General features: G+C 56.0%; 17 protein-coding genes. 9 read left to right on the forward strand and 8 right to left on the reverse strand.

The annotated features are described in order from the left end of the window. Positions 1 to 95: 95 nt before the first annotated feature. From ACXADJ_RS00280 to ACXADJ_RS00300, 5 genes are all read right to left on the reverse strand, one after another. Complete coding sequence (locus ACXADJ_RS00280; protein ID WP_475061810.1) at positions 96 to 2,501, reverse strand: TonB-dependent siderophore receptor; 2,406 nt, start codon at positions 2,499 to 2,501, stop codon at positions 96 to 98. Between the two features lie 285 nt (positions 2,502 to 2,786). Beyond that, positions 2,787 to 3,842, reverse strand: a complete 1,056-nt coding sequence (locus ACXADJ_RS00285) for a FecR family protein (RefSeq protein ID WP_475061812.1) — start codon at positions 3,840 to 3,842, stop codon at positions 2,787 to 2,789. Positions 3,843 to 3,857: 15 nt separating this feature from the next. Continuing rightward, positions 3,858 to 4,385: an RNA polymerase sigma factor gene (locus ACXADJ_RS00290; protein WP_475061814.1), complete on the reverse strand. Its 528-nt coding sequence runs from the start codon at positions 4,383 to 4,385 to the stop codon at positions 3,858 to 3,860. Between the two features lie 122 nt (positions 4,386 to 4,507). Next, on the reverse strand, positions 4,508 to 6,979 hold the full coding sequence (locus ACXADJ_RS00295) for a putative bifunctional diguanylate cyclase/phosphodiesterase (protein ID WP_475061816.1): 2,472 nt from the start codon (positions 6,977 to 6,979) through the stop codon (positions 4,508 to 4,510). Beyond that, entirely contained in the window at positions 6,976 to 8,079 is a 1,104-nt protein-coding gene (locus ACXADJ_RS00300) for a substrate-binding domain-containing protein (RefSeq protein WP_475061819.1), read from the reverse strand. The genes ACXADJ_RS00295 and ACXADJ_RS00300 overlap by 4 nt, the downstream gene beginning before the upstream one ends. Before the next feature lie 49 nt (positions 8,080 to 8,128). Here ACXADJ_RS00300 and ACXADJ_RS00305 point away from each other — a divergent pair, with 49 nt between their 5' ends. Beyond that, positions 8,129 to 9,292 carry a substrate-binding domain-containing protein gene (locus tag ACXADJ_RS00305; protein ID WP_475061821.1) on the forward strand — a complete coding sequence of 388 codons (1,164 nt, stop codon included), beginning with the start codon at positions 8,129 to 8,131 and terminating at the stop codon, positions 9,290 to 9,292. Here ACXADJ_RS00305 and ACXADJ_RS00310 read toward each other — a convergent pair whose 3' ends face one another. Beyond that, the gene (locus tag ACXADJ_RS00310; RefSeq protein ID WP_475061824.1) at positions 9,293 to 10,525 is read right to left on the reverse strand and encodes a trypsin-like peptidase domain-containing protein; all 1,233 of its coding nucleotides are present in this window, start codon (positions 10,523 to 10,525) and stop codon (positions 9,293 to 9,295) included. It abuts the gene before it with no gap. 141 nt (positions 10,526 to 10,666) lie between these two features. Here ACXADJ_RS00310 and ACXADJ_RS00315 point away from each other — a divergent pair, with 141 nt between their 5' ends. Further along, positions 10,667 to 11,437 carry a Nif3-like dinuclear metal center hexameric protein gene (locus tag ACXADJ_RS00315; protein WP_475061826.1) on the forward strand — a complete coding sequence of 257 codons (771 nt, stop codon included), beginning with the start codon at positions 10,667 to 10,669 and terminating at the stop codon, positions 11,435 to 11,437. Between the two features lie 215 nt (positions 11,438 to 11,652). On the opposite strand, the gene ACXADJ_RS00320 is transcribed toward ACXADJ_RS00315, so the two are convergent. Further along, the gene (locus ACXADJ_RS00320) at positions 11,653 to 12,276 is read right to left on the reverse strand and encodes a LysE/ArgO family amino acid transporter (RefSeq protein WP_475061828.1); all 624 of its coding nucleotides are present in this window, start codon (positions 12,274 to 12,276) and stop codon (positions 11,653 to 11,655) included. A 178-nt stretch (positions 12,277 to 12,454) separates the two neighbouring features. On the opposite strand from ACXADJ_RS00320, the gene ACXADJ_RS00325 reads away from it, so the two are divergent. Further along, positions 12,455 to 13,363: a LysR family transcriptional regulator ArgP gene (locus tag ACXADJ_RS00325; protein ID WP_475061831.1), complete on the forward strand. Its 909-nt coding sequence runs from the start codon at positions 12,455 to 12,457 to the stop codon at positions 13,361 to 13,363. An 84-nt stretch (positions 13,364 to 13,447) separates the two neighbouring features. On the opposite strand, the gene ACXADJ_RS00330 is transcribed toward ACXADJ_RS00325, so the two are convergent. Continuing rightward, positions 13,448 to 14,431 (reverse strand): DMT family transporter, encoded by a 984-nt coding sequence (locus ACXADJ_RS00330; RefSeq protein WP_475061833.1) that lies wholly within the window; start codon positions 14,429 to 14,431, stop codon positions 13,448 to 13,450. Between the two features lie 791 nt (positions 14,432 to 15,222). Here ACXADJ_RS00330 and ACXADJ_RS00335 point away from each other — a divergent pair. The 6 genes from ACXADJ_RS00335 to truD all read left to right on the forward strand — a co-directional run bounded on the left by ACXADJ_RS00335 (position 15,223) and on the right by truD (position 21,090). After that, positions 15,223 to 16,851 (forward strand): CTP synthase, encoded by a 1,629-nt coding sequence (locus ACXADJ_RS00335; RefSeq protein WP_475061836.1) that lies wholly within the window; start codon positions 15,223 to 15,225, stop codon positions 16,849 to 16,851. 91 nt (positions 16,852 to 16,942) lie between these two features. Then, the gene (gene eno / locus ACXADJ_RS00340) at positions 16,943 to 18,238 is read left to right on the forward strand and encodes a phosphopyruvate hydratase (RefSeq protein WP_475061839.1); all 1,296 of its coding nucleotides are present in this window, start codon (positions 16,943 to 16,945) and stop codon (positions 18,236 to 18,238) included. Positions 18,239 to 18,364: 126 nt separating this feature from the next. Then, positions 18,365 to 18,658: an FtsB family cell division protein gene (locus tag ACXADJ_RS00345; RefSeq protein ID WP_028293737.1), complete on the forward strand. Its 294-nt coding sequence runs from the start codon at positions 18,365 to 18,367 to the stop codon at positions 18,656 to 18,658. Beyond that, positions 18,655 to 19,353 carry a 2-C-methyl-D-erythritol 4-phosphate cytidylyltransferase gene (gene ispD, locus ACXADJ_RS00350; RefSeq protein ID WP_475061842.1) on the forward strand — a complete coding sequence of 233 codons (699 nt, stop codon included), beginning with the start codon at positions 18,655 to 18,657 and terminating at the stop codon, positions 19,351 to 19,353. Before ACXADJ_RS00345 ends, ispD begins: the two co-directional genes overlap by 4 nt. 89 nt (positions 19,354 to 19,442) lie before the next feature. Then, positions 19,443 to 19,922: a 2-C-methyl-D-erythritol 2,4-cyclodiphosphate synthase gene (gene ispF, locus ACXADJ_RS00355; protein ID WP_028293735.1), complete on the forward strand. Its 480-nt coding sequence runs from the start codon at positions 19,443 to 19,445 to the stop codon at positions 19,920 to 19,922. Between the two features lie 61 nt (positions 19,923 to 19,983). Further along, positions 19,984 to 21,090: a tRNA pseudouridine(13) synthase TruD gene (gene truD / locus ACXADJ_RS00360; RefSeq protein WP_475061845.1), complete on the forward strand. Its 1,107-nt coding sequence runs from the start codon at positions 19,984 to 19,986 to the stop codon at positions 21,088 to 21,090. Positions 21,091 to 21,101 lie beyond the last annotated feature (11 nt).

Below are 21,101 nucleotides of genomic sequence, written 5' to 3' on the forward strand. Positions count from 1 at the left end.
CCCTCTCGCCTTTGAGCAGGCGACGAGGACGTTGCCTGCCGGTCGCTTGGCCGTCAGGTCATTATCGACTTTATCTATAGGTCGTTAGCTGACTGTCAGAAGCTGTAGCTGACCGCCAGATTCAGTTTACGTGGCGCGCCGTAGCGATATTGGCCACTGGAGCCTACCTGACTGAAGTACTTCTTGTCGGTCAGGTTGGCAACGTTGAACTGGGTCGAGAATTGCGGAGTGATCTGATAGCGAGCCATCAGGTTCACCAGTGCATAGGCCTTTTGTTCAACACTTGGGCCATAGGTGCGGCCTTGCCAGTCAACACCACCGCCCACGGTCAGGTCGGCCATTTCATAGGTGGAGAACAGGTTGAAAGTTTCACGAGCGTGTTCTGAATTGATGTCGGTACCGTCATTATCTTTCGAGCGGAAGTGCTCGTAGCCAGCGTGGATTTTCCAGCTTTCGGTCAGGTTACCAACAACTTCGATTTCGCCACCGCGGGTGACGGTATTGTCGGCTGCACGGTATGCGTCCTCACCGCCAATCTCTTCTCCTGCATCATTGTATTGTTCAGTGCCCTCAACGTAGTCACCGATGGACTGGGCAACACTGCTCTGAATCGTACGGAACAGGGTGACGGTCGTTTGTAACTGATCATTCAACCAGTTGCTTTTCAAACCAGCCTCCCAGTTTTCTCCGCGGGTTGCGTCAATTTGATCACCGCCAAAGGTGCGGAAATTCTGTGGCATAAAAATGGTGGTGTAGCTGGCGTACAAGCGGTGCTGTTCACTGAGGTCATACAACACACCCAGATATGGGATCAGTTCGCCGTTATTACCAAAGTTGGTGTCTTCGCCCCAGCTGATGCCAGAGCGGTTCCAGCTGGCAATACGAGTACCAACAATGGTTTTCAACTCGTCAGTGATATTGAAACGTGCTGCTGCGTAGGCACCGGTCTGAATAGTGCGCATGTTCAGGGTTTCGGTGGCGTTTTCTTCCCACTGTGGCTCAGCCGAGTGGCCATTCCATTCGTAGAAGTTGCCGGAATCCGGGTAGGTCAGCTCATTGTATTCCCAGGTTTGGGCTTTCTGGATGGAGCGTTGAACGCCCATGGTGAACTCGTGGTAGTTGCCACCCAGTTCAAAGTCACCTTGCAGCTGCAGATTGACGGTGTCCTGACGGCTGTAACCGTAGGAATTGATTGGCCAGGTGTAGAGGCCTTCGCCAGTGTCTTTGTCGACGCTGCCGTACATGTACAGCAGTTTGGTGTCCTTATCGTAAATCAGACGGTTGGCGGTGGCTTTGACCAGCCAGCTATTGTCCAGCGTGTGCTCGACGTTCAGGAACAGGTTGGTGCCTTTGGTTTCCCACTTGGTCCAGTCGGCAGAAGTGGTTTTGGAGCGATCCCAGTCGGTCTGGCTGCCGTCGCTGAAATTGCTTGGCAGGGCACCCCAGGTCACGCCGGTTGGTTCGTGGTGGTCCATGCTGGCACCAATGCGTACCAGGGTGCTGTCGCTGATGTCAGCTTCGGCTGTGCCGTACAGCACCGTACGGTCTTCATGGTACAGATCCTGCCAGGAGTCCTTGCTGCCACGCTTGGCGACCAGACGGCCACGGATGGAACCGGATTCGTTCAGACCGGAACCCACGTCGACGGTCACTTCTTTCTTGTTCCAGCTACCCACGGAGGCATCGATGGTGGCGTGGAATTCGTCGCTGTCGGCGTGCTTGCGAACAAAGTTGATCGATGCTGACGGGTTGCCTGCACCGGTCAGCAGGCCAGTGGCACCACGAACAAATTCAACGCGCTCGTACATGGATACATCGGCAATGGTTTCACCGGAATCGCCGCCCAGCGACCAGGACAGTGGCAGGCCATCGACCTGGTAGTTGGATACTTCAAAACCACGGGAAGAGAAGCCGTTACGAACGGTGTCGGTATCGGTGCTGGTCAGACCGATGGTGCTGCTGATCACGTCCTGAATGGTTTCCAGCTGCTGGTCTTTCAGACGCTGGGCCGTGAATACGGTAACGGACTGTGGAGTTTCAATCGGCTTCAGACCCAGACCGGTGGCGGTGTCCAGTTGTTCACGCTCAATGTAACCACCCACGGCGAACACTTCTTCCAGCGGCTGATCAACGTAGCTGTACGGCTGCACTGGTGCTTCAACGACGTAGCTGTTGTTGCCAACCTTGCGTACGGTCAGTTCGGTATCTTGTAGCAAGGTCTGCAACGCCTGTTCGACGCTGTAGTTACCCTGAATGGCCGGAGCCTGAACACTCGGCAGGTCGACGCTGCTGGCGCTGATTTGGGTGCGCGTTTGAATGGCCAGCTGGTTCAGAGCCTGATCCAGTGGCTGAGCGGCGATGTTGATCGACTGGGTGCTGGCAGAGGCCGGAGAAGCCGCGGCTGCATGAGCTGGCAGGCTGGTAACGGCAACAGGGGACAACAAGGCGGCGCTGATGGCGAGGGATAACAACTGGCGTTGGGCAAATACCGGGCGTTGCAAGGGGTGCTCCTTTGATACCTGAATGTGATTTTATGTAAATAAGAATCACAATTAATAACGAATAAAAGGAAGACGCAGCGGCCGCAGAAAACCCGTAAAAAAGTTTTTTAAAAGATGTGTCAGTGGGATGTGGGCGGGTGTATGTGGGGCGAGAGCGATAGCTACTTGCTGGTGATGATGAGTATCGTGTTACTGGAGGACGTTGATTCCCGATGGGGCATCGGGAATCAATTCAGGAATCTCTTAGAGAATAAATTCCCTCCTACAGCCTGTTGGTTTCCGGCCTCAACGCCCAAGGCGGGCGCGCAGTACCAGCCGTGGGCCATCAACGCCATTGCGCATGTCGGCTCGCAAATTGAACAGCTGCATCAGCGAGCGCACGGCTTCGTCGGTGCGGCTGATGAAGTAGGTAGCACTGACCGGCGCTTCGGGGTTGGGCAGGAAGCGGGTATCAATCTGGTATTGGGTGTAGCGATTGATTTCGTCCAGTACGTCGGCCAGTGGTTGGCCGTCGAAAATCATCGAGCCTTGCTGCCAGGCGGTGGCTTGCAGGTTGGCCGAGGGGCTGACTGCGCCAGTTTGGCCATCGGTTACGGCGACTTTTTCGCTGGCATTCACCAGCGTGGTCGAGCGTGAGCTGCCGGTGACCGCGACGGTGCCTTCGGTGACCGCAATACGGGTTTGTCCGCTGTCGGCGCGCACATTAAAGGCGGTGCCTACAGCGCGCGCACGGGCCTGCCCGGCACTGACAATAAAGGGTCTGCTGGTGTCGTGGGCCACTTCAAAATACGCTTCGCCCCGAATCAGGGTCAGCGAGCGTTGGCCGGCGCTGAAATTCACCGCCACTTCACTGTCCCAGTTCAGCGACACGGTGCTGCCATCCGGTAGTGTGCGGGTGACGATTTCGCCGTACACCGACTGCAAGCGGGTTTGGTAATTGAGGTCCTGCTGGCGGTTGGCCTGACTGCTGGCTATGTTGGCGCTGCCAGTGGTTGCATCCGTGTTCCAGAATGACGGCACCAGAATGGCCAGCATTAGGATCACGGCAAACGCCGATCCGGTCTGCATCAGTCGAACGGGTGTCAGCCATTGGGTCAGCCAGCCAGTTGCTGCCTTGTGGGTGTATGGCGGGCGCTCTGTCACCTGGGACAATGCGCCCATCAGGTGCCATTCTTCACTGGCTTGTTCCATCGCCAAGCGGTGTCGCTCGGATTGCTGGCACCAGGTTTCCATGTGCTGTTTGGTTACGGCGGCGGCACCATCGGTGTCGGCATCGTAGTAATCCCGGATCATCGCAAAGGCTTCATCGGCCAGTGCGTCGGGACAGGTTGCGTTATCCATGTGCTAATCGGTCTGCTATCGGTTGTCCGGGCGCGTGTCTGTCTGACGCAGACTTTGTCGCATGGTGCTGGTGGCATTGGCCAGGTGTTTTTCGACGGTAGAGAGGCTCACATCCAGAGCCTCGGCGATGTCTTTCTGACGTTGACCGTCAATCCGGTAGCGCCAGAAAATCTCCTGGGTCAGTGGCGGCAGCTGTTTCAGGGTGGTGTTCAGTTGCTGCACTTTCTGACGGGCCAGGGCGGCTTCCTCGACATTGTAGCTGTCGTTGCTGGCGCTGGTTTCCATGTAGTCGTGTTCGTAGCGGGCACGACTTTGTTCACTGCGAAAATGACTGATCACTTCGTTTCTGGCTGCCCTGTAGAGGTAAGCGGTTTCGTTATCGACCGGTTTGTCACTGGGTTGTTCTTTGCGTAACAGCTTTTCGGCCAGTTGCTGAAACAAATCGGCGGCGGTGTCCCGACAGCCGACTTTGCTGGTCAGAAAATACAGCAGGGAATCTTCCTGTTGACGCAAGGTGGCCAGCAACGAGTTAAACGGCTTCATGAAGGGAGTCAGTTGGCGGTGAATAATGAAAACAGTTCTCATTATTCTATTAAATGAACAGACTGTCAGCTAGTTCTGTATGCGAGTGCAGGCAATACTTTGTTGAGCGATTCAGGTGCTTTTCAGACGCTTTGTTGATTTTGCTGCTGAATCAGCGCCAGCCAGTCGTCAATGCTGAGTGGTTTCGAGAACAGATAGCCCTGGGCGTTGGGGCAGTTCAGCTCTTTCAGTTTGTCGGCCTGTTCGTGGCATTCGATGCCTTCGGCAACGGTGCCCAGGTTCAGCTCGCTGGTGAGCGTCAGTACCGAGCGGACAATGGCCAAATCCCGTTCGCTGGAAGCGATGTCTTGTACAAAACTGCGGTCCAGTTTGATGGTGTTGACCGGCAGGTTTTTCAGCAGTGCCAGTGACGAGTGGCCGGTGCCGAAATCGTCGATGGCAATGCGGTAGCCTTTTTCGCGCAGCCGTTTGATGGTGGCGGCGCTGGTGTCGATGGACGACATCACATCCCGCTCGGTAATTTCCAGTACCAGTTGTTCCGGCTTGCAGTCGGTGGTGGAAATCATGTCGGTTAACTGTTCGACCAGCTTTTCGTCGAGGAATTTTCGGCCCGAGAAGTTGATGGCAAATTTCAGCCCCTCGAGGCAGATTCCCTGACGTTGCCATTCGGTAATCAGGCTTGTCATCTGACGGAATACCCAGTCGTCGATGAGGTTGATCAAGCCGGTTTTTTCAGCAACGGCGAGGAACGACATCGGCCCCAGATAGCCATGCTCCGGATGGTTCCAGCGGATCAGGGCTTCGGCGCCAATGATGGTTTCAGTGCTGAGTCGGTATTGCGGCTGGAACACCAGTTCCAGTTCGCCATTGTCGATAGCCCGGTGCAAACCGGCGCTGACGTCGATGTGGTCCTTGGCTTCCAGGGTCATGTCGTCATTGTAAACGCAATACTGGTCGCGGCCACGTCGCTTGGCGTGGTACATGGCGGTGTCGGCGTTGCGCACCAGGGTATCGGCCTGACTGCCGTGCTGCGGGAACATGCAGAGGCCAATGCTGGCAGATACAAAGACGGTTTTGTCTTCCAGAAAGTAAGGACGGCGCAGGTTGCTGTTGATGCTGGCGGCAATGTCTTCGGCTTCCTGCTGGTCGCGGATATCCGGCAACAGCACCATGAACTCGTCACCGCCCATACGCGCCACGGTGCCGAGTTCGTGAATCTCGCTGGACAGCACATCGGCAATGTCGATCAGCAGCTTGTCTCCGGCGCCATGGCCGAGGGAGTCGTTGATGGTTTTGAATTCATCAATATCCATGTACAGCAGGGCAAAGTGGCTTTGTTTGCCGTCTTTGGCCAGTTCGATTTGCTGGTTGAGGTATTTGTTGATGAACAGCCGGTTGGACAGCTTGGTCAGCGGGTCATGGTGGGCCAGGAAGTCGAAGTTTTTCTTTTCCTGATTGATCTGGCCATAGCTTTGCTGCAAGCGGTCGGCCATTTTGTTGAAGGCCCGTTCGATGCGATCCCACTCGTCGTTGCGATGCAGCGAAATACGCTGGGAGAACTCCGAGGCTTCAAACTGACGCAGGCCTTCGCTGATTTTTTCCAGTGGCTCCCGCACGTGGCGGCGTACCACGTAGCTGATCATAAACAGGCTGATAAACAGCACGATGATGGCCAGTGCCATAAAGATCAGCCGCGATTGGCGGATGTCGTTTTGCAGTCGGTACTTCAGACCCAGTGCGCTGTTCTGAACGTTGGCTTCGGTGCTTTCTACCAACGTCAGTAATTCGTTCTGGGAATTCATCAACGCGTTCATGACGTTCCAGCGCTGATCCAGGTTGGCCTGCATTTTTCTAAGCGCCGTCATGTAGCGATGCACCGAGCGATCCATGGCCTGCTGGTGGGAAGCCATATTGGGGTTGCTGAGGGCCAGGTTGGCCAGATGCAGCTGGAAGATATCCAGCTCTTTTTGTACTTCAATAATGCCGACTTTCTCGGTTTCGGGCGTGATACGGCTGCGAATGCTGCCGACCATTTTGCCGGTGTCGAGAAAGGTTTCGCGCAACATGTGGATCAGGTCGCGGTCGTGGCTGAGATCGTCACCAACGACGGAGTCCGGTTGCGCCAGATGCTGATTGGCAATCATCAGGTCGAGCTGGTCAATTTGTTCGGCCAGGGTTTCATCGATTTCCTTGGTTTCCCGGATGATGTGGTTCAGAGCCAGAGAATTACCGAGAAAGCGGTGAAAGTCTTCAATGAAGCGGTCCATCTTGGTGGTAAAGGCGGCGTCGGCCGACAGGTCGCGCATGCGCAACAACTGTTGGTCGATGTTAAAGCCTTCCTGGGTCAGTACCGATTCGTTGTACAGAAACGCCTGCTCCAGCAATTGCACCCGGGTGGTCAGTTCAAATACCTGACGGCTGACCACGGAGTTGGTGGTCAGCAGGTCGATGTGTTCGCTGGATTCGGAGTCGAGGATGTTTTCAAAAGCATCCAGTGAGCGCACTGCAAACAAAAATCCGGCCGCGCCCAAAGCTACCAGGACCATTACGGTCAGCATCAGGCGAGTGGCAATGGACATCGGTAGCAGCTTCACTGAAGACTCCAGATAGCTCGGTAGGCGTCACGGTAACGATTGACGGGATCGTAGACGTCGTAACGTTTGCCCAGCTTACCAATATTGTCGCGGGTTACCAGATGCACCGGAGCGCTGTAGCCACTTGGAGGGGCTTGATTGAACGCTCTGTTAAGTTCATCAACAATTTGCCAGCCCTGCATGGTCAGGGGCTCTGGCACCGTGGCGCGCTGATACAGCCCCTGGCGAATGCGACGATACGACGCCCGGCTGCCATCCCCGGCGGAAATGGTTTGCGGAATCGGTTGATCGTTTTCGTGGCGACGCTCGAGGGTGGGCACCGCAAAGTCGATGTACAGGTCGTTGATCACCAACAGGTGGGTAATGCCTTGCGGATATTCCTGCATCAGGGTTTCCAGCTCGTCAGGCATCCGGTCGGCAATCTGATCCAGCGGCACTTCCTTGACCTCCAGCACGTCGCAGCCTTTGCAGTCATGCAGTACGGCGGCCATGCGCTCGGCCTTGAGTTTGGCAATCTGGTAGCGGGAGTCGGTAAAAATCACCGCTCTTACCTGCCCGGCGCTGTCGCTGATGGCCAGCAGGGCGGCGATTTCGGCGACCTTGATCGGATCGGTGGTGATGTTGGTAAACAGGTGGCTTTCCGGCCGTGGGCCTGCTTGATCGGCGGCATGCCAGCCTACAACGGTGATGCCTCGTTGTTTGGCCAGCGCCAGGACGTCTTTGTGCTGGTTGGCATCCAGACCACAGAGGACGATGCCATCGGGGTTGGCGGCAATGGCCTTGCGGATGGCAATGCCCTGACGCAAGGGCGACCCCATGCCATCAAGAAAGCCGAGGTTCCAGTCGGTGCCGGTCAGGGCTTCGGACATGCCTTTGGCAACGGCGTTAACACCGCCATTGCGAAGATCGGAGGCCACCAGAATAATCTGGCGCTGCTGTTTCAGGGCGGGGCCTGTGGTTGGTCCATCCCATGAGGATTCGTTCTGAATGGCTAGCTGAACACGCTGGCTGGTATCGGTGGCGTGTTCATGCTCCGTTCCTTGAGCTGACTGAACCAGACTGAGCAACATCATGAGCTTCAGTAACTTCAAGGTCGACATACTGCTGCGGCACAAATTGTTATTTGCTATGTATTATAGGCATGTTGTTGTGCTTTATCGATTGGGGTTTGATGCGATGCGCTTGCCTGTGACCATAACCACCCGCCTGTTCCTGAAACTTTCCGCATTGGTGTTGGCGGCTGCGGCGCATGCGTCGACAGGGCCGGTGCCGGAGTCAAAGACCGAGTCGGTGACTGACCCTGCGTCGGCAAACACGGTTGAACGTGCTTTCCAACAGGTGGTCAGCGCCCCAAGCCAACCACCGGCACTGGAGCAAAATAGCCCGGTTTCGATCGCCTTGATTTACCCAAACGCCGACATATCGGACTTCTGGAATCGTAACTTTGTGGCCATGAAATCGCGTTTGGACGAGCTGAACATTGCCTACAACATCACCGAGTTCAGCTCCACCCAGCTGGAGCACTCGTTGCAGGACCGTCACACGGATGAGGTGTTGAAACGTGCCGATGAGTTCGACTTTGTGATCCTGGGCCCTACCGAACTGCAAGTGCAGGCATCCAACATTCAAAGGTTATCGGCGGAGCAGCAGTTCAGCACCTTTATCTGGGCGTTTCATACCCCGGATGACGAGTGGTTCCACAAGCCAGCGGCCTGGTTCGACTTTTCCAGTTCGCAGGGGGCGCAGGCCATGTGTGATTTTCTGCTGCAAGAACTGGGGCCGGATTTGTACTTCGGCATGAACCGGGGGATTCCCGGGGTTACCGATCAGCAACGTTCGCAGGAGTTCAAGGACTGTGTAGAGTCAGAAGGCCATTGGATTAACCTGTACGAGCACTTCGGCCAGTACCAGAAGGCCGGTGGTGCCGATGGCGCGGCGCTGATTCTGAAAAACTTCCCGGAAATCTACGTGCTGCACAACGCCAATACCGCGATGACCATGGGCGCTATTGAAGAAGCAGACCGCCGTGATGCCCATCACGACCTGTATATTACCGGTTGGGGCGGCACCCGCAGGGAAATTCAGAAGATCCGTGAAGGCAAACTTGACGCCACGCCGATGCGCATAAGCGACGATGTGGGCGTGGCCACCGCCGAAGCCGTTCGCTACTTCCTGCAAGGTCGGCAAGAGGAAGTGCCCGAAATTTACCTCGGACGCATCACGGTGGTGAATAACCACATGACCGGAGACGAGATCGACTGGCTGATGAAAGAAGCCTTCCGTTACTCCGGCCTGAATGAACTGGAGCGTTAATTAATTCGCCGCTTGCTGTGGCTGACCGCGTTGACCGGCAATCGCCTCGGTCTTGTTGATCTTGCCATTGCGAATAAACTCCAGCTGGATGCGGTCGCCCGGGCGCAGAGCGGCAATCTGATTCATGGACGCGCGGGCATCGCTGGCGTCCTGCTCGTTAATTTTGACGATGATATCGCCCACGGTCAGGCCGGAACGGTCGGCCGGGCCTCCTTCATAAATCCCTGTCACAATCAAACCTTCCAGCGCATCGGGTAGCGCCAGCGCAGACAGCAGCTTGGGCGTGGCTTCCTGTACTTCGATGCCAAGCCAGCCGCGGATGGCGACGCCGTGTTCGGAAATGTCTTTGAGGGTGCGTTGAGCCACGTCGACCGGAATGGCAAAGCCAATGCCCTCACTGCCGCCACTTTGGGAGTAAATTGCGGTGTTGATGCCCACCAACTCGCCCCAGGCGTTCACCAACGCGCCGCCTGAGTTACCCGGGTTAATCGCCGCATCGGTCTGAATGTAGTTTTCGTAGGTGTTCAGACCCAGCTGGTTGCGTCCGGTTGCCGACACAATGCCCTGGGTGACGGTCTGGCCAACACCAAATGGGTTACCAATGGCCAGCACCACGTCACCAACCCGCATCTTGTGAGAACCGGCCGGGGTAATGTGCGGCAGCTTTTCCAACGTGATTTTCAGCAGCGCCAGATCCGCTTCGGGGTCGGTGCCAATCAGTGACGCCTTGGCTTCACGACCGTCGTGCAACGCGACCACAATCTGGTCGGCATCTTTTACCACGTGGTTGTTGGTCAGGATGTAGCCGTCGGAAGTCATGATAACGCCAGACCCCAGGCTCGACTGAATGCGTTCGCTCGGCTCCGGGTTCGATTCCAGATAGCGTTTGAAAATCGGGTCGTTGTAGAGTGGATGCGCGGTACGACGAATCACCTTGCTGGTGTAAATATTCACAACCGCAGGGGCGGCGCGCTCAACGGCGTTGGCGTAGCTGGCCACAAACGGCATGGCGTCGGTTGCTGGAGCGGCTGTTTCAACGTCGTCGACAATGGCCGGCAGCGGCGTCACGTCGGCCGGTTGCTCGGTATCGGTCACCGGTGCAGCTGGCAGCGGGCTGGTGGTTGCGGTTTCGCCGGTTATCCACTGGGGTGCCCAAAGCAAGATCATCAAAGCAACGCACAAGCCAACCAGTGCTGGAACCAGCAATGAGTGTACGAAGGAATATCTTGCCATCCGATAGAGTCTCCTTGAGGAAGCAGGTCAATGCCAAATGCGCGGCGGTAACAGGCAGCGTGCGGCAGGCCATTTAAAAACAGGGGTAATAGCGGGTATTCTGCCAGTCTGTCGCCATAACGAAAATAGTCTGGAAGCATCATGTTGGAAACGGCCATCGATCGAAAGCAATTACTGACGCATCTTGAAAACTTGCTGCAATCCCGCCGCATCCGGGACTACTGCCCCAATGGCTTGCAAGTGGAAGGCCGCGAGCGTATCCATCACATCGTAACGGGGGTGACCGCCAGTCAGGCATTGATTGAAGAGGCCATTGAACTGGGTGCCGATACCTTGCTGGTACACCATGGCTATTTCTGGAAAGGCGAAGACCAGCGAGTGGTTGGGATAAAAAAAGAACGCCTGAAAGCGCTGCTGGAGCACGATATTAACCTGATCGCTTACCACTTGCCGCTGGATGTTCACCCGGAGCTGGGTAACAACGCCCAGCTGGCCGATCTGCTGGAGCTGGAAACCACGGGTCCGATTGACCCGCTGGACCCATCGACGCCGGGTTCCATCGGTAAGTTACCCAAAGCCATGACCGCCGCTGAATTCAGCCAATGGATTGCGTCAAAGCTCGACCGCCAGCCGCTGCACATTGGCGAAAACGAAGACATCGTTGAAACTGTGGCCTGGTGTACGGGCGGCGCACAAGGCTATTTGCAATTGGCGGTGGACGCCGGTGTGGATGCCTTTATTACCGGCGAAATCAACGAACCGGCGGTGCATCTTGCCCGCGAAACCGGCACCCACTTCTACAGCGCTGGCCACCACGCCACCGAACGCTATGGCGCTCGGGCGCTGGGTCAGCATCTGGAAACCGAATTCGGCGTGAAAGTAACCTTCGTGGATATTGATAATCCGGTGTGATGAATGGCGGGCTCAGGTATCCGTGTTTCGCGAATAAATTCGCTCCTACAATACACTGCTGATAAAAGGTGTATCTCGTAGGTCAGATAAAGGCGCGAAGCGACTGCCATCTGACATTACGGTTTGACCCTAGTAGCATGGCAGATTCGTAGGTTGGGCCCCGCCCAACAGGCCCAGCCTACGATCGTCTTTCCGACACCCGACACCCGACGTTTTTACCAAATCGGCGCAATCGATAGCGCCACCAGCACCAGTACCGAGCCTGTGGTGGCATCCAGAATTTGCCAATGACGGGCTGAGGTCAGGTAAGGGCGCAGCTTCTTGGCGCCGGTCACCAGCGTGCAGAACCACAAGGAAGACCCCATGGCCGCGCCAATCACAAACATGCCGGGGTGGGATTGTTGCGCACCAACGCTGCCAATTAATACCACGGTATCCAGATACACGTGTGGGTTTATCAGTGACAAAGCCATTACCTGACCAGCGCTTTTCCATGGGCTGACCGCTTCAGCCGGGCCAGCAGCCACCAGACCATCACCGCTTTGCATGGCTCGCCCGAAGGCTTGAAAGGCCAACCACAGCAGCAAGGCAACGCCCATCCAGGTTAACACCGGCACCAGTCCCGGAATCAGCCCCTGAATGTAATCCAGTCCAAACACACCCACCGATACCAGCACCACATCCAGCGCAATGCACACACTGGCGATGGTCCACGGGTTTTCACCGCGCAGGCTCTTTTGCAAAATCCAGGCATTCTGGGCGCCGATGGCCACAATCAGGCCCATGGTAATGGCAAAGCCGGTCAGCGCAGGTTGGATGTGAATCAGTAAATCAGACATGGTGGTTCTTCTTCTAAAACGTGGAGGTTCAGCGATTGTTTTCTTGGCATCGTTGCGCAGGCGATGCCGTGATAAATCTGGCGCAGAAACCGCAGTGGCATCAGCGACTGGGTGGAAGATTAGTGATCAGACTGATATAAGTCCAAATCATAAATCTAATGGGATATAAGGCTGGCTTATGATTGACTATCGCGCGTTACAGGCTCTGGCAGCGGTGATTGAAGCCCGTGGTTTTGAACGTGCAGCGCAGCGTTTGAACGTCAGTCAATCGGCCGTCAGTCAGCGCATTCGCCAGCTGGAATTCAAGCTTGGTCAGCCGGTATTGCTGAGAACCACACCTCCAAAACCGACCGAGCTGGGGCAAAAACTTGCCAACCATTTGCAGCAGGTGCAGCAGCTGGAGCAAGGCTTGTTGTTGCCCGATGAAGAAACCGGCAGCTTGCGGGTGCGCTTGGCGGTGAACGCCGATTCCCTCGACACCTGGTTACCCGCAGCGCTGGCACAGGCGGAGCAGGCAGAACGAATGGATTTCGAGCTGCTGGTAGAAGATCAGGACGTTGGCTTGCGCCGTATGAAAAACGGCGAAGTGATGGCGTGCATTTGTGCCGAAGCACACCCGGTGAATGGCGGTCTGGCCGAACCGATGGGGATTTTGCGCTACCGGGCGCTGGCCAGCCCGGGGTTTGTTGAACGCCACCAGTGTGGCCAACCGTTGGGGCAACCACAACCGCCGCTGGGGGAACTACCCAGCCTGATCTTTAACCAGGACGACCAACTGCAGCACCGGTTTTTGCGCACCGTTGCACCTCATACACCGCACCCGCAAACACCGGAACCCCAGCGTTACCACATTTGCCCCTCGGCGGGAGGGTTTATTCGTATGGCCGCAGCCGGGCTGGGCTACGGCATGATGCCGCAAATACAGGTGCAGGATTTACTCGACAGCGGCGCGCTGGTGGATGTGGTGCCGGGTTACCACCTCGATGTGCCGCTGTACTGGCACTACTGGCAAACCGAAAGCCCGGCCATGCGTGGCTTGCGCGAAGCCGTCGTCAAAGCCGCCGCTGATGTGCTGGTAACGCCCTGAGTCGACAGGTTATTCGAGAGCAAGCTCTCTCCCACCGTATTTGGCTGCCGCATACTTGTGGGAGTGAGCTCGCTGCCGATCCGGTTACTTCACCCGGCTCAGCCGCCATACCCCAAACACGACTAACGCCATGCCAATCACGCTGAATAACGACATCGGTTCGTCCAGTAGCCAAACCGCCATCAAGGTGGTGGCCACTGGTCCAAGCGTGCCGCTCATGCTGGTTTTCTCGGGGCCGATGCGGCTAATGGCGGTACTGACCAGAAACGACGGCACTACGGTGGCAAAGACCGCCAGACCAATAATTCCCAACCAAACGTCCAGCGAATAGTCTGGCAGCAAGACCATGGGCTCGTTGGTGATCAAACCATTGACGCTGTTATGTACGAGTGTTGCTAATGTCGCCGAGGTCATGGCGATGCTGGTAAACAACACGCTGCCGAGTTGCTGAATGCAGGGTTTGCTGTACACAAGGTAAAAGGCAAACGACAAGGCGCTGCCCAGTACCAGCAAGGTGCCGATCAGTAATTCGTTGGAATCTGAGGCAAAGGCTGCTTGTTCGCCACTGGCCGACAGCATGGTCAGGTCATTGCCGTACATAAACAGCAGCCCGGCATAGGTTAAAAACAGCGGCAATACGATGGCTTTGTTGAAAGCCTTGCCGAACAGCACAATGCCCAGCACCACGACGATGGACGGATAGGCGTACAGTACCAGTCGCTCAAGCTGGGCGCTGACGTACTGCAGTCCTAACAAGTCGAGCAGTGACGCAAGGTAGTAGCCCAGCAAGCCCACAGCCATGGCTTTGACGACCGCCGCGACCGTTACTGGCACTGTGCGTTTGCGAAACGCCAGCCAACCAATCACCAGATAAAAGGGCAGGGCGATGGACAATCGCAGCCACATCAAGGGCAAGGTATCGACGCCTTCGGCATACAGCCATTTGATGATGATGGGCTTGGTCGAAAACAGGGTAGCGGCACAGAGCGCCAGTAGCAGGCCAAAGCGCTGCTCTTCTGTTGAGTTTTCAGAGCCGGTTGACTCTGTTTTTGCGGTTGCCGTGTTCATTAAACGTGTCCTTTGTGATGAACAGCCCGGCTGTACGTAACAGCCTTGGGGCTCAATGGCAGAAAGGGTCTGACGTAAAAAGATGAGAGAAGCGGGGGGATTTTTACAAACTTCGTAGAGGGCATCCGGGCCTGCAACGCTCAAGCGTCAGACCCGTGAAATCAATCAGGCTTGACGCGCTTTTATCCGCCACGCAGTTAGCCAGCCAGACAGCCCAACAGACAAGCAAGCAGACAATCGAGATCCCACCGTGCTGATGCAGGCGTCAGAGTCTACGCTGTTGATACTGGCAAAAACCTTCACGTGAGTGTCCGGAGTCAGGTTGCGGTCGAAAGCCACACATTGATACAGAATTTCAGGAATTTTCATTCTGAAAGGCATGAGGGCCCTCTGAGAAACTCGGTGCCCGCTCTGGATGACAGGGCGCAGCTGAGTCACGAAGCTGATTTGCAGGCCTGACGGGTCAAGTCAAAAATCAGCGACATAGAGTCAGCAATGCCCTGCCATCCCCGTAGGGCGCGGCCCGCAGACAGTCAGAACGGTGTTGGCGAACTTGGAAAGGGCTAGCCATTCCGCTGCATTCGCCGCCTTGTTCTGACAATCTGCGGGACTCGCGCAGAGCTGTGCAGAGTTTTTCAGAGTGTCCTCAGCAAATTATCATGACTTTCTTCGCCTGAACAAGGCCAAAGAATTTTACGGTCTTTGTCGACTCTGGTATCCTGCCCTCCCATCTCTAGTGAAGGTTCTTCTTGCCTTCCATTTGATCTATCACCTCTTTTCGCGGACCTTCTATGACACGTTTTATCTTTGTCACAGGTGGTGTTGTTTCTTCGTTGGGGAAAGGCATCGCTTCTGCATCTTTGGCTGCCATTCTGGAAGCCCGTGGCCTTAAGGTCACCATGCTCAAGCTGGACCCGTACATCAACGTCGATCCAGGCACCATGAGCCCTTTCCAGCACGGTGAGGTGTTTGTGACAGAAGATGGCGCTGAAACTGACCTGGACCTGGGTCACTATGAGCGTTTTATTCGCACCACCATGTCACGTCGTAACAACTTCACCACCGGTCGAATCTACACCGACGTTCTGGCCAAGGAGCGCCGTGGCGACTACCTCGGCGGTACCGTTCAGGTAATTCCTCACATCACCGACGAAATCAAACGTCGTGTGCTGGAAGGTGCTGAAGGTTCAGACGTAGCGCTGGTTGAAATTGGCGGTACTGTGGGCGACATCGAGTCCCAGCCGTTCCTGGAAGCCGTACGTCAGATGAAAGTAGAGCTGGGTAGCCGTCGTGCGCTGTCCATGCACCTGACGTTGGTTCCATACATCGCCACTGCTGGCGAAACCAAAACCAAGCCAACCCAGCACTCGGTAAAAGAGCTGCGTACCATTGGCTTGCAGCCTGACGTTCTGCTGTGTCGCTCCGATCACAAGATCGAAGCCTCTGCCCTGCGCAAAATCGCGTTGTTCACCAACGTGGAAGAGCGTGCGGTGATTCCGCTGGAAGACGCCGACACCATCTACAAGATTCCGCGCCACCTGCACGAAGCCGGCCTCGACGATCTGATCGTTGAGAAGTTCGACCTCAACTGCAAGGAAGCCGATCTGACCGAATGGGACGACGTGGCTGACGCCAAGCTGAACCCGGAGAAAACCGTGAACATTGCCATGGTTGGCAAGTACATGGATCTGCTGGACGCTTACAAGTCGCTGATCGAAGCCATTGACCATGCCGGTATTCACCACCGCGCCAAGGTTAATATCCGCTACATCGACGCCGAAGACATCGAGCGCAAAGGCACCGATATCCTCGACGACATGGATGCGATTCTGGTACCTGGCGGTTTTGGTAACCGCGGTGTGGAAGGCAAGATCCGTACGGTTCAGTACGCTCGTGAGAACAAGGTGCCATACCTGGGCATTTGTCTGGGCATGCAGGTTGCCGTGATCGAGTTTGCCCGTAACGTGGCTGGCTGGACCGACGCTCATTCTTCCGAATTCAGCAACGACACCAAGCACCCTGTGGTTGGCCTGATTACTGAATGGAAAGATGCCTCCGGTAACGTCGAAACTCGTACCGAAGAATCCGATCTGGGCGGCACCATGCGTCTGGGTGGTCAGGAATGTGTCCTGACTCCGGGCTCCAATACTGCCAAGGCCTACGATGCTGACGTGATTGTTGAACGTCACCGTCACCGCTACGAAGTGAACTCTTCACTGGTGTCGGGCCTGCAAGACGCTGGCCTGGTTATCGCAGGTCGCTCTGTCGACGGCGAGCTGGTGGAAGTGGTTGAAGTACCAGACCACCCTTGGTTCGTTGGCTGTCAGTTCCACCCTGAATTTACCTCCACGCCTCGTGACGGACATGGACTGTTTGCGTCCTTCATCAAGGCGGCTATGGATCACCAGACAAAACAATAATTGACCGGCAAGACTGCTCGCCTCCTCGTCTGACCAACGAGGGCGCGGGCCAGAGCACCTTATTGCCAACTATTACTTATGGAGAAATCTCATGGCGAAGATTGTTGATATCAAAGCGCGCGAAGTGCTGGATTCCCGTGGTAACCCGACGATTGAAGCGGACGTTACCCTGGAAGGTGGCTTCTTCGGTACTGCTTGCGCCCCATCCGGCGCATCTACCGGTACCCGCGAAGCACTGGAACTGCGCGACGGTGACAAGAGCCGTTACCTGGGCAAAGGCGTTCTGACCGCCGTTGCCAATGTCAACGACATCATCAAGCCAGCCCTGCTGGGTCTGGATGCCACTGACCAGCGTGCCGTTGACGGCAAAATGCTGGAGCTGGATGGTACCGACAACAAGTCCAAGCTGGGCGCCAACGCCATTCTGGCTGTGTCTCTGGCTAACGCCAAAGCCGCTGCTGCTGCCAAGGGCGTTGAACTGTACGAGCACATTGCCGATCTGAACGGCACTGCTGGCGTGTACTCCATGCCAGTACCTATGATGAACATCATCAACGGTGGCGAGCACGCTGACAACAACGTTGATATCCAGGAATTCATGGTTCAGCCAGTTGGCGCTCCTAACTTCGCAGAAGCCCTGCGTTGTGGCGCTGAAATCTTCCACAGCCTGAAGAAGGTTCTGTCTGGTAAAGGCCTGAACACTGCGGTTGGTGACGAAGGTGGTTTTGCCCCTGACCTGGCTTCCAACGCTGACGCTCTGGCTGCTATTAAAGAAGCCGTTGCCAACGCTGGTTACGAGCTGGGTGGTAACGTTACTCTGGCACTGGACTGTGCTTCTTCCGAATTCTACAAAGACGGCAAGTACGACCTGTCTGGCGAAGGCAAGGTGTTCACTTCTGAACAGTTCTCTGACTTCCTGGCCGAGCTGTGCGACCAGTACCCGATTGTTTCTATCGAAGACGGTCAGGACGAGTCTGACTGGGATGGTTGGAAGTACCAGACTGAAAAACTGGGTGCCAAGGTTCAGCTGGTCGGTGACGACCTGTTCGTAACCAACACCAAGATCCTGTCCGAAGGCATCGAGAAGGGCATTGGTAACTCCATCCTGATCAAGTTCAACCAGATCGGTTCCCTGACCGAAACTCTGGAAGCCATCAAAATGGCCAAGGACGCAGGTTACACCGCTGTGATCTCTCACCGTTCTGGTGAAACCGAAGACGCTACCATTGCCGACTTGGCAGTAGGTACTGCGGCTGGCCAGATCAAGACCGGTTCCCTGTGCCGTTCTGACCGTGTTGCCAAGTACAACCGTCTGCTGCGCATCGAAGAGCAGTTGGGTGAAAAAGCACCGTACAACGGTCTGAAAGAGATCAAAGGTCAGGCGTAATCGTCTAACCTTGATTAACAAAACCGGGCACTGACCCGGTTTTGTTGTGTCTGAGCCCTCTGAATAAGCCGTCACCGTTCGGGTGCCGGAGCTTCCTAACGACCATTCATGCATTCGGACTTCAACATGACCCTGCTGACCCAACGTATTCTGCTGACCATTGGTGTGTTGTTGTTGCTGATCTTGCAATACCGCATCTGGTGGGACGACAGCGGCGTACTGGCCAGCAAGCAGCTGGGCCGTCAGATCGAGCGGATTGCGGAAGACATTCGGGTACTCGACGACAGCAACACCCAGATGCATCTGGAAGTGGCCGACCTGCGTCACGGCACTGCCATTCTGGAAGAAAAAGCCCGCGAAGACCTTGGGCTGGTCGAAGACGGTGAAACCCTGATTCTGTTTGTAGAGCCTGGTAAATGACAATCTGGCCTTTGGTGGTCGCTGCGGGCGTTGGTTCCCGTATGCAAGCCGACCGCCCCAAGCAATACCTTTCCCTTAATCAGCGTTTGCTGATTGATCATACCCTCGAAACCCTGCTGGCTTACCCGGCGTTCCGGCAACTGGTACTGGTGCTGTCCGATCAGGACCCGTACTGGCCAAACTCCGAATTTGCCAACGACGAACGCATTGTGCGTGCCAGTGGTGGCCCGGAACGTTGCTTTTCGGTATTGAACGGCCTCAAGCGCATCGCCGAATTTGGCCAGACAGATGACTGGGTGCTGGTACACGATGTCGCCCGTCCATGCCTTGCTCACAGCGATCTTGACACCCTGATTGCTCAGCTGAGTTTCCCCGGCGCGATTCTGGCCAGTCCCACCCGCGATACCATGAAGCGTGGCATCACCAACGCAGCGGGCGATGTGGTCATCGACCACACAGTCGAACGCGAACAGCTCTGGCATGCCCTGACTCCGCAGGTTTTCCCGCTGGGATTACTCACGCATGCCATCGAGCAGAGCCTCGCAGACGGCTTTGGCGTGACCGACGAGGCCTCGGCGATAGAGCATCTTGGCCATCAGCCGCGTCTGGTTGCGGGCCGTGCCGACAACATCAAGGTCACCCGACCGGAAGATCTTGCCCTTGCCGAGCTGTTCTTGCAGCAAAAGCGCACCTAAAACCGTTACACTACAGCCCCTGAATCATTGCTTGTCCCGACGCTGCCAATAGCAGCGCTCGGGATGTTCATAACGGAGTGAGTAACGCCATGCGAATCGGACACGGTTTTGATGTACATGCCTTTGACGAAGGCGACTTTATTACGCTGGGCGGCATACAAATTCCTCATACCCACGGCCTCAAGGCACACTCTGACGGCGATGTGGCACTGCACGCACTGGCCGATGCCTTGCTGGGCGCTGCCGCGCTGGGCGATATTGGTCAGCATTTCCCGGATACCGATGAGCAGTGGAAGGGCGCCGACAGCCGCATGTTGTTGCGTCATGTAGTCAGCCTGATTGCTGACAAAGGCTATGTGGTAGGAAACGTTGATGTCACCATCATTGCCCAGGCACCGAAAATGGCACCGCACATCAGCAATATGCGTCAGGCCATTGCCGCTGACCTTAACGTGCGTCTTGATGACGTCAACGTCAAAGCCACCACCACCGAAAAGCTGGGTTATGTGGGGCGCAAGGAAGGAATTTCTGTGCACGCGGTCGCACTGATCGTCGCGTCTTCCAATTAACACCGGCGCAGGCTCGCCGAGCCTGCGCTCTATCGAACGTATTGTCTGTCGGAAACACACCTTGACTGAAGCCAACACCCCAAACGAATCATCCCGATCTCCTTCGACGCCAGCGGAAGACAAGTCGGTGGCCGTACAGCCCTTGCCACAATGGCCAGCCTGGTGGCCGTCAGGTTTGCCACAAACCGATGGTCGAGCCACGCTGAAACAGGCGGTAGAGGATTTTCTGGTCGATGAATTGCCGCTGGCCATGCCCTGTGGCGAAGGCGAGCACGTCTGGATGTGGGTGGAAAAGACCGGCGCCAACACCGCTTTTGTAGCGGCTGAAATTGCCCGTTTTGCTGGTGTCCGTGACCTCGACGTGGGCTTTGCTGGCCTCAAGGACCGCCATTCGGTGTCCAAACAATGGTTCAGCGTGTATCTGCCCAAAGGCGAAACGCCAGACTTTACCTCGATTCAGCATGACGAGTTCAAGGTGCTGAGCCAGGCCCGTCACAACAAAAAGCTGCGCCGTGGCGATCTGCTGGGCAACCGCTTTGTGATTACCCTGCGCAACGTCACTGGCGATCGCGAGGCGATGGAGCACAACCTGCAACAGGTTCAGCAGGGCGGCTACCCGAACTACTTCGGTGATCAGCGTTTTGGCCATGACGGCGGCAATATTGAAGCGGGCATCAAAATGCTGCGCCGTGAAATGCGCGTTCGTAACGCCAACAAGAAAAGCATTTACCTGTCGGCGGTTCGGTCTTACCTGTTCAATGAAGTGCTGGCGGCACGGGTGGCTTGTGGCCATTGGAATCGTTCACTGGCACACGATACGGCCGAGCAAATGCTTGACGACAAAGGCTTGCCAACCGGTCCGATGTGGGGCCGTGGCCGTTCACTGGTGAGCGGTGAACTGGGCGGTTTTGAAGCGGGCGTGCTGTTCCGCTACAAGGACGTACTGGATGCGCTGGAGCACAGTGGCCTCAGTCAGGAACGCCGTTCTCTGGTGGTAATGCCGGAAGCCATGAGCTGGACCTGGTTGGCAGAAGCCGACAATTCCCTCTCCCTGAAGGTCTGCTTTTGCCTCGGGGCCGGTTATTATGCAACTTCATTGTTGAAGGAAATTCTGGTTGCCGAAGAACCACAACGGGAGCTGGCTCCAGCCCCGACAGCACCGGAATGACAGGAGACAAA

Source organism: Oceanobacter sp. ABM4_470 (assembly GCF_056158645.1).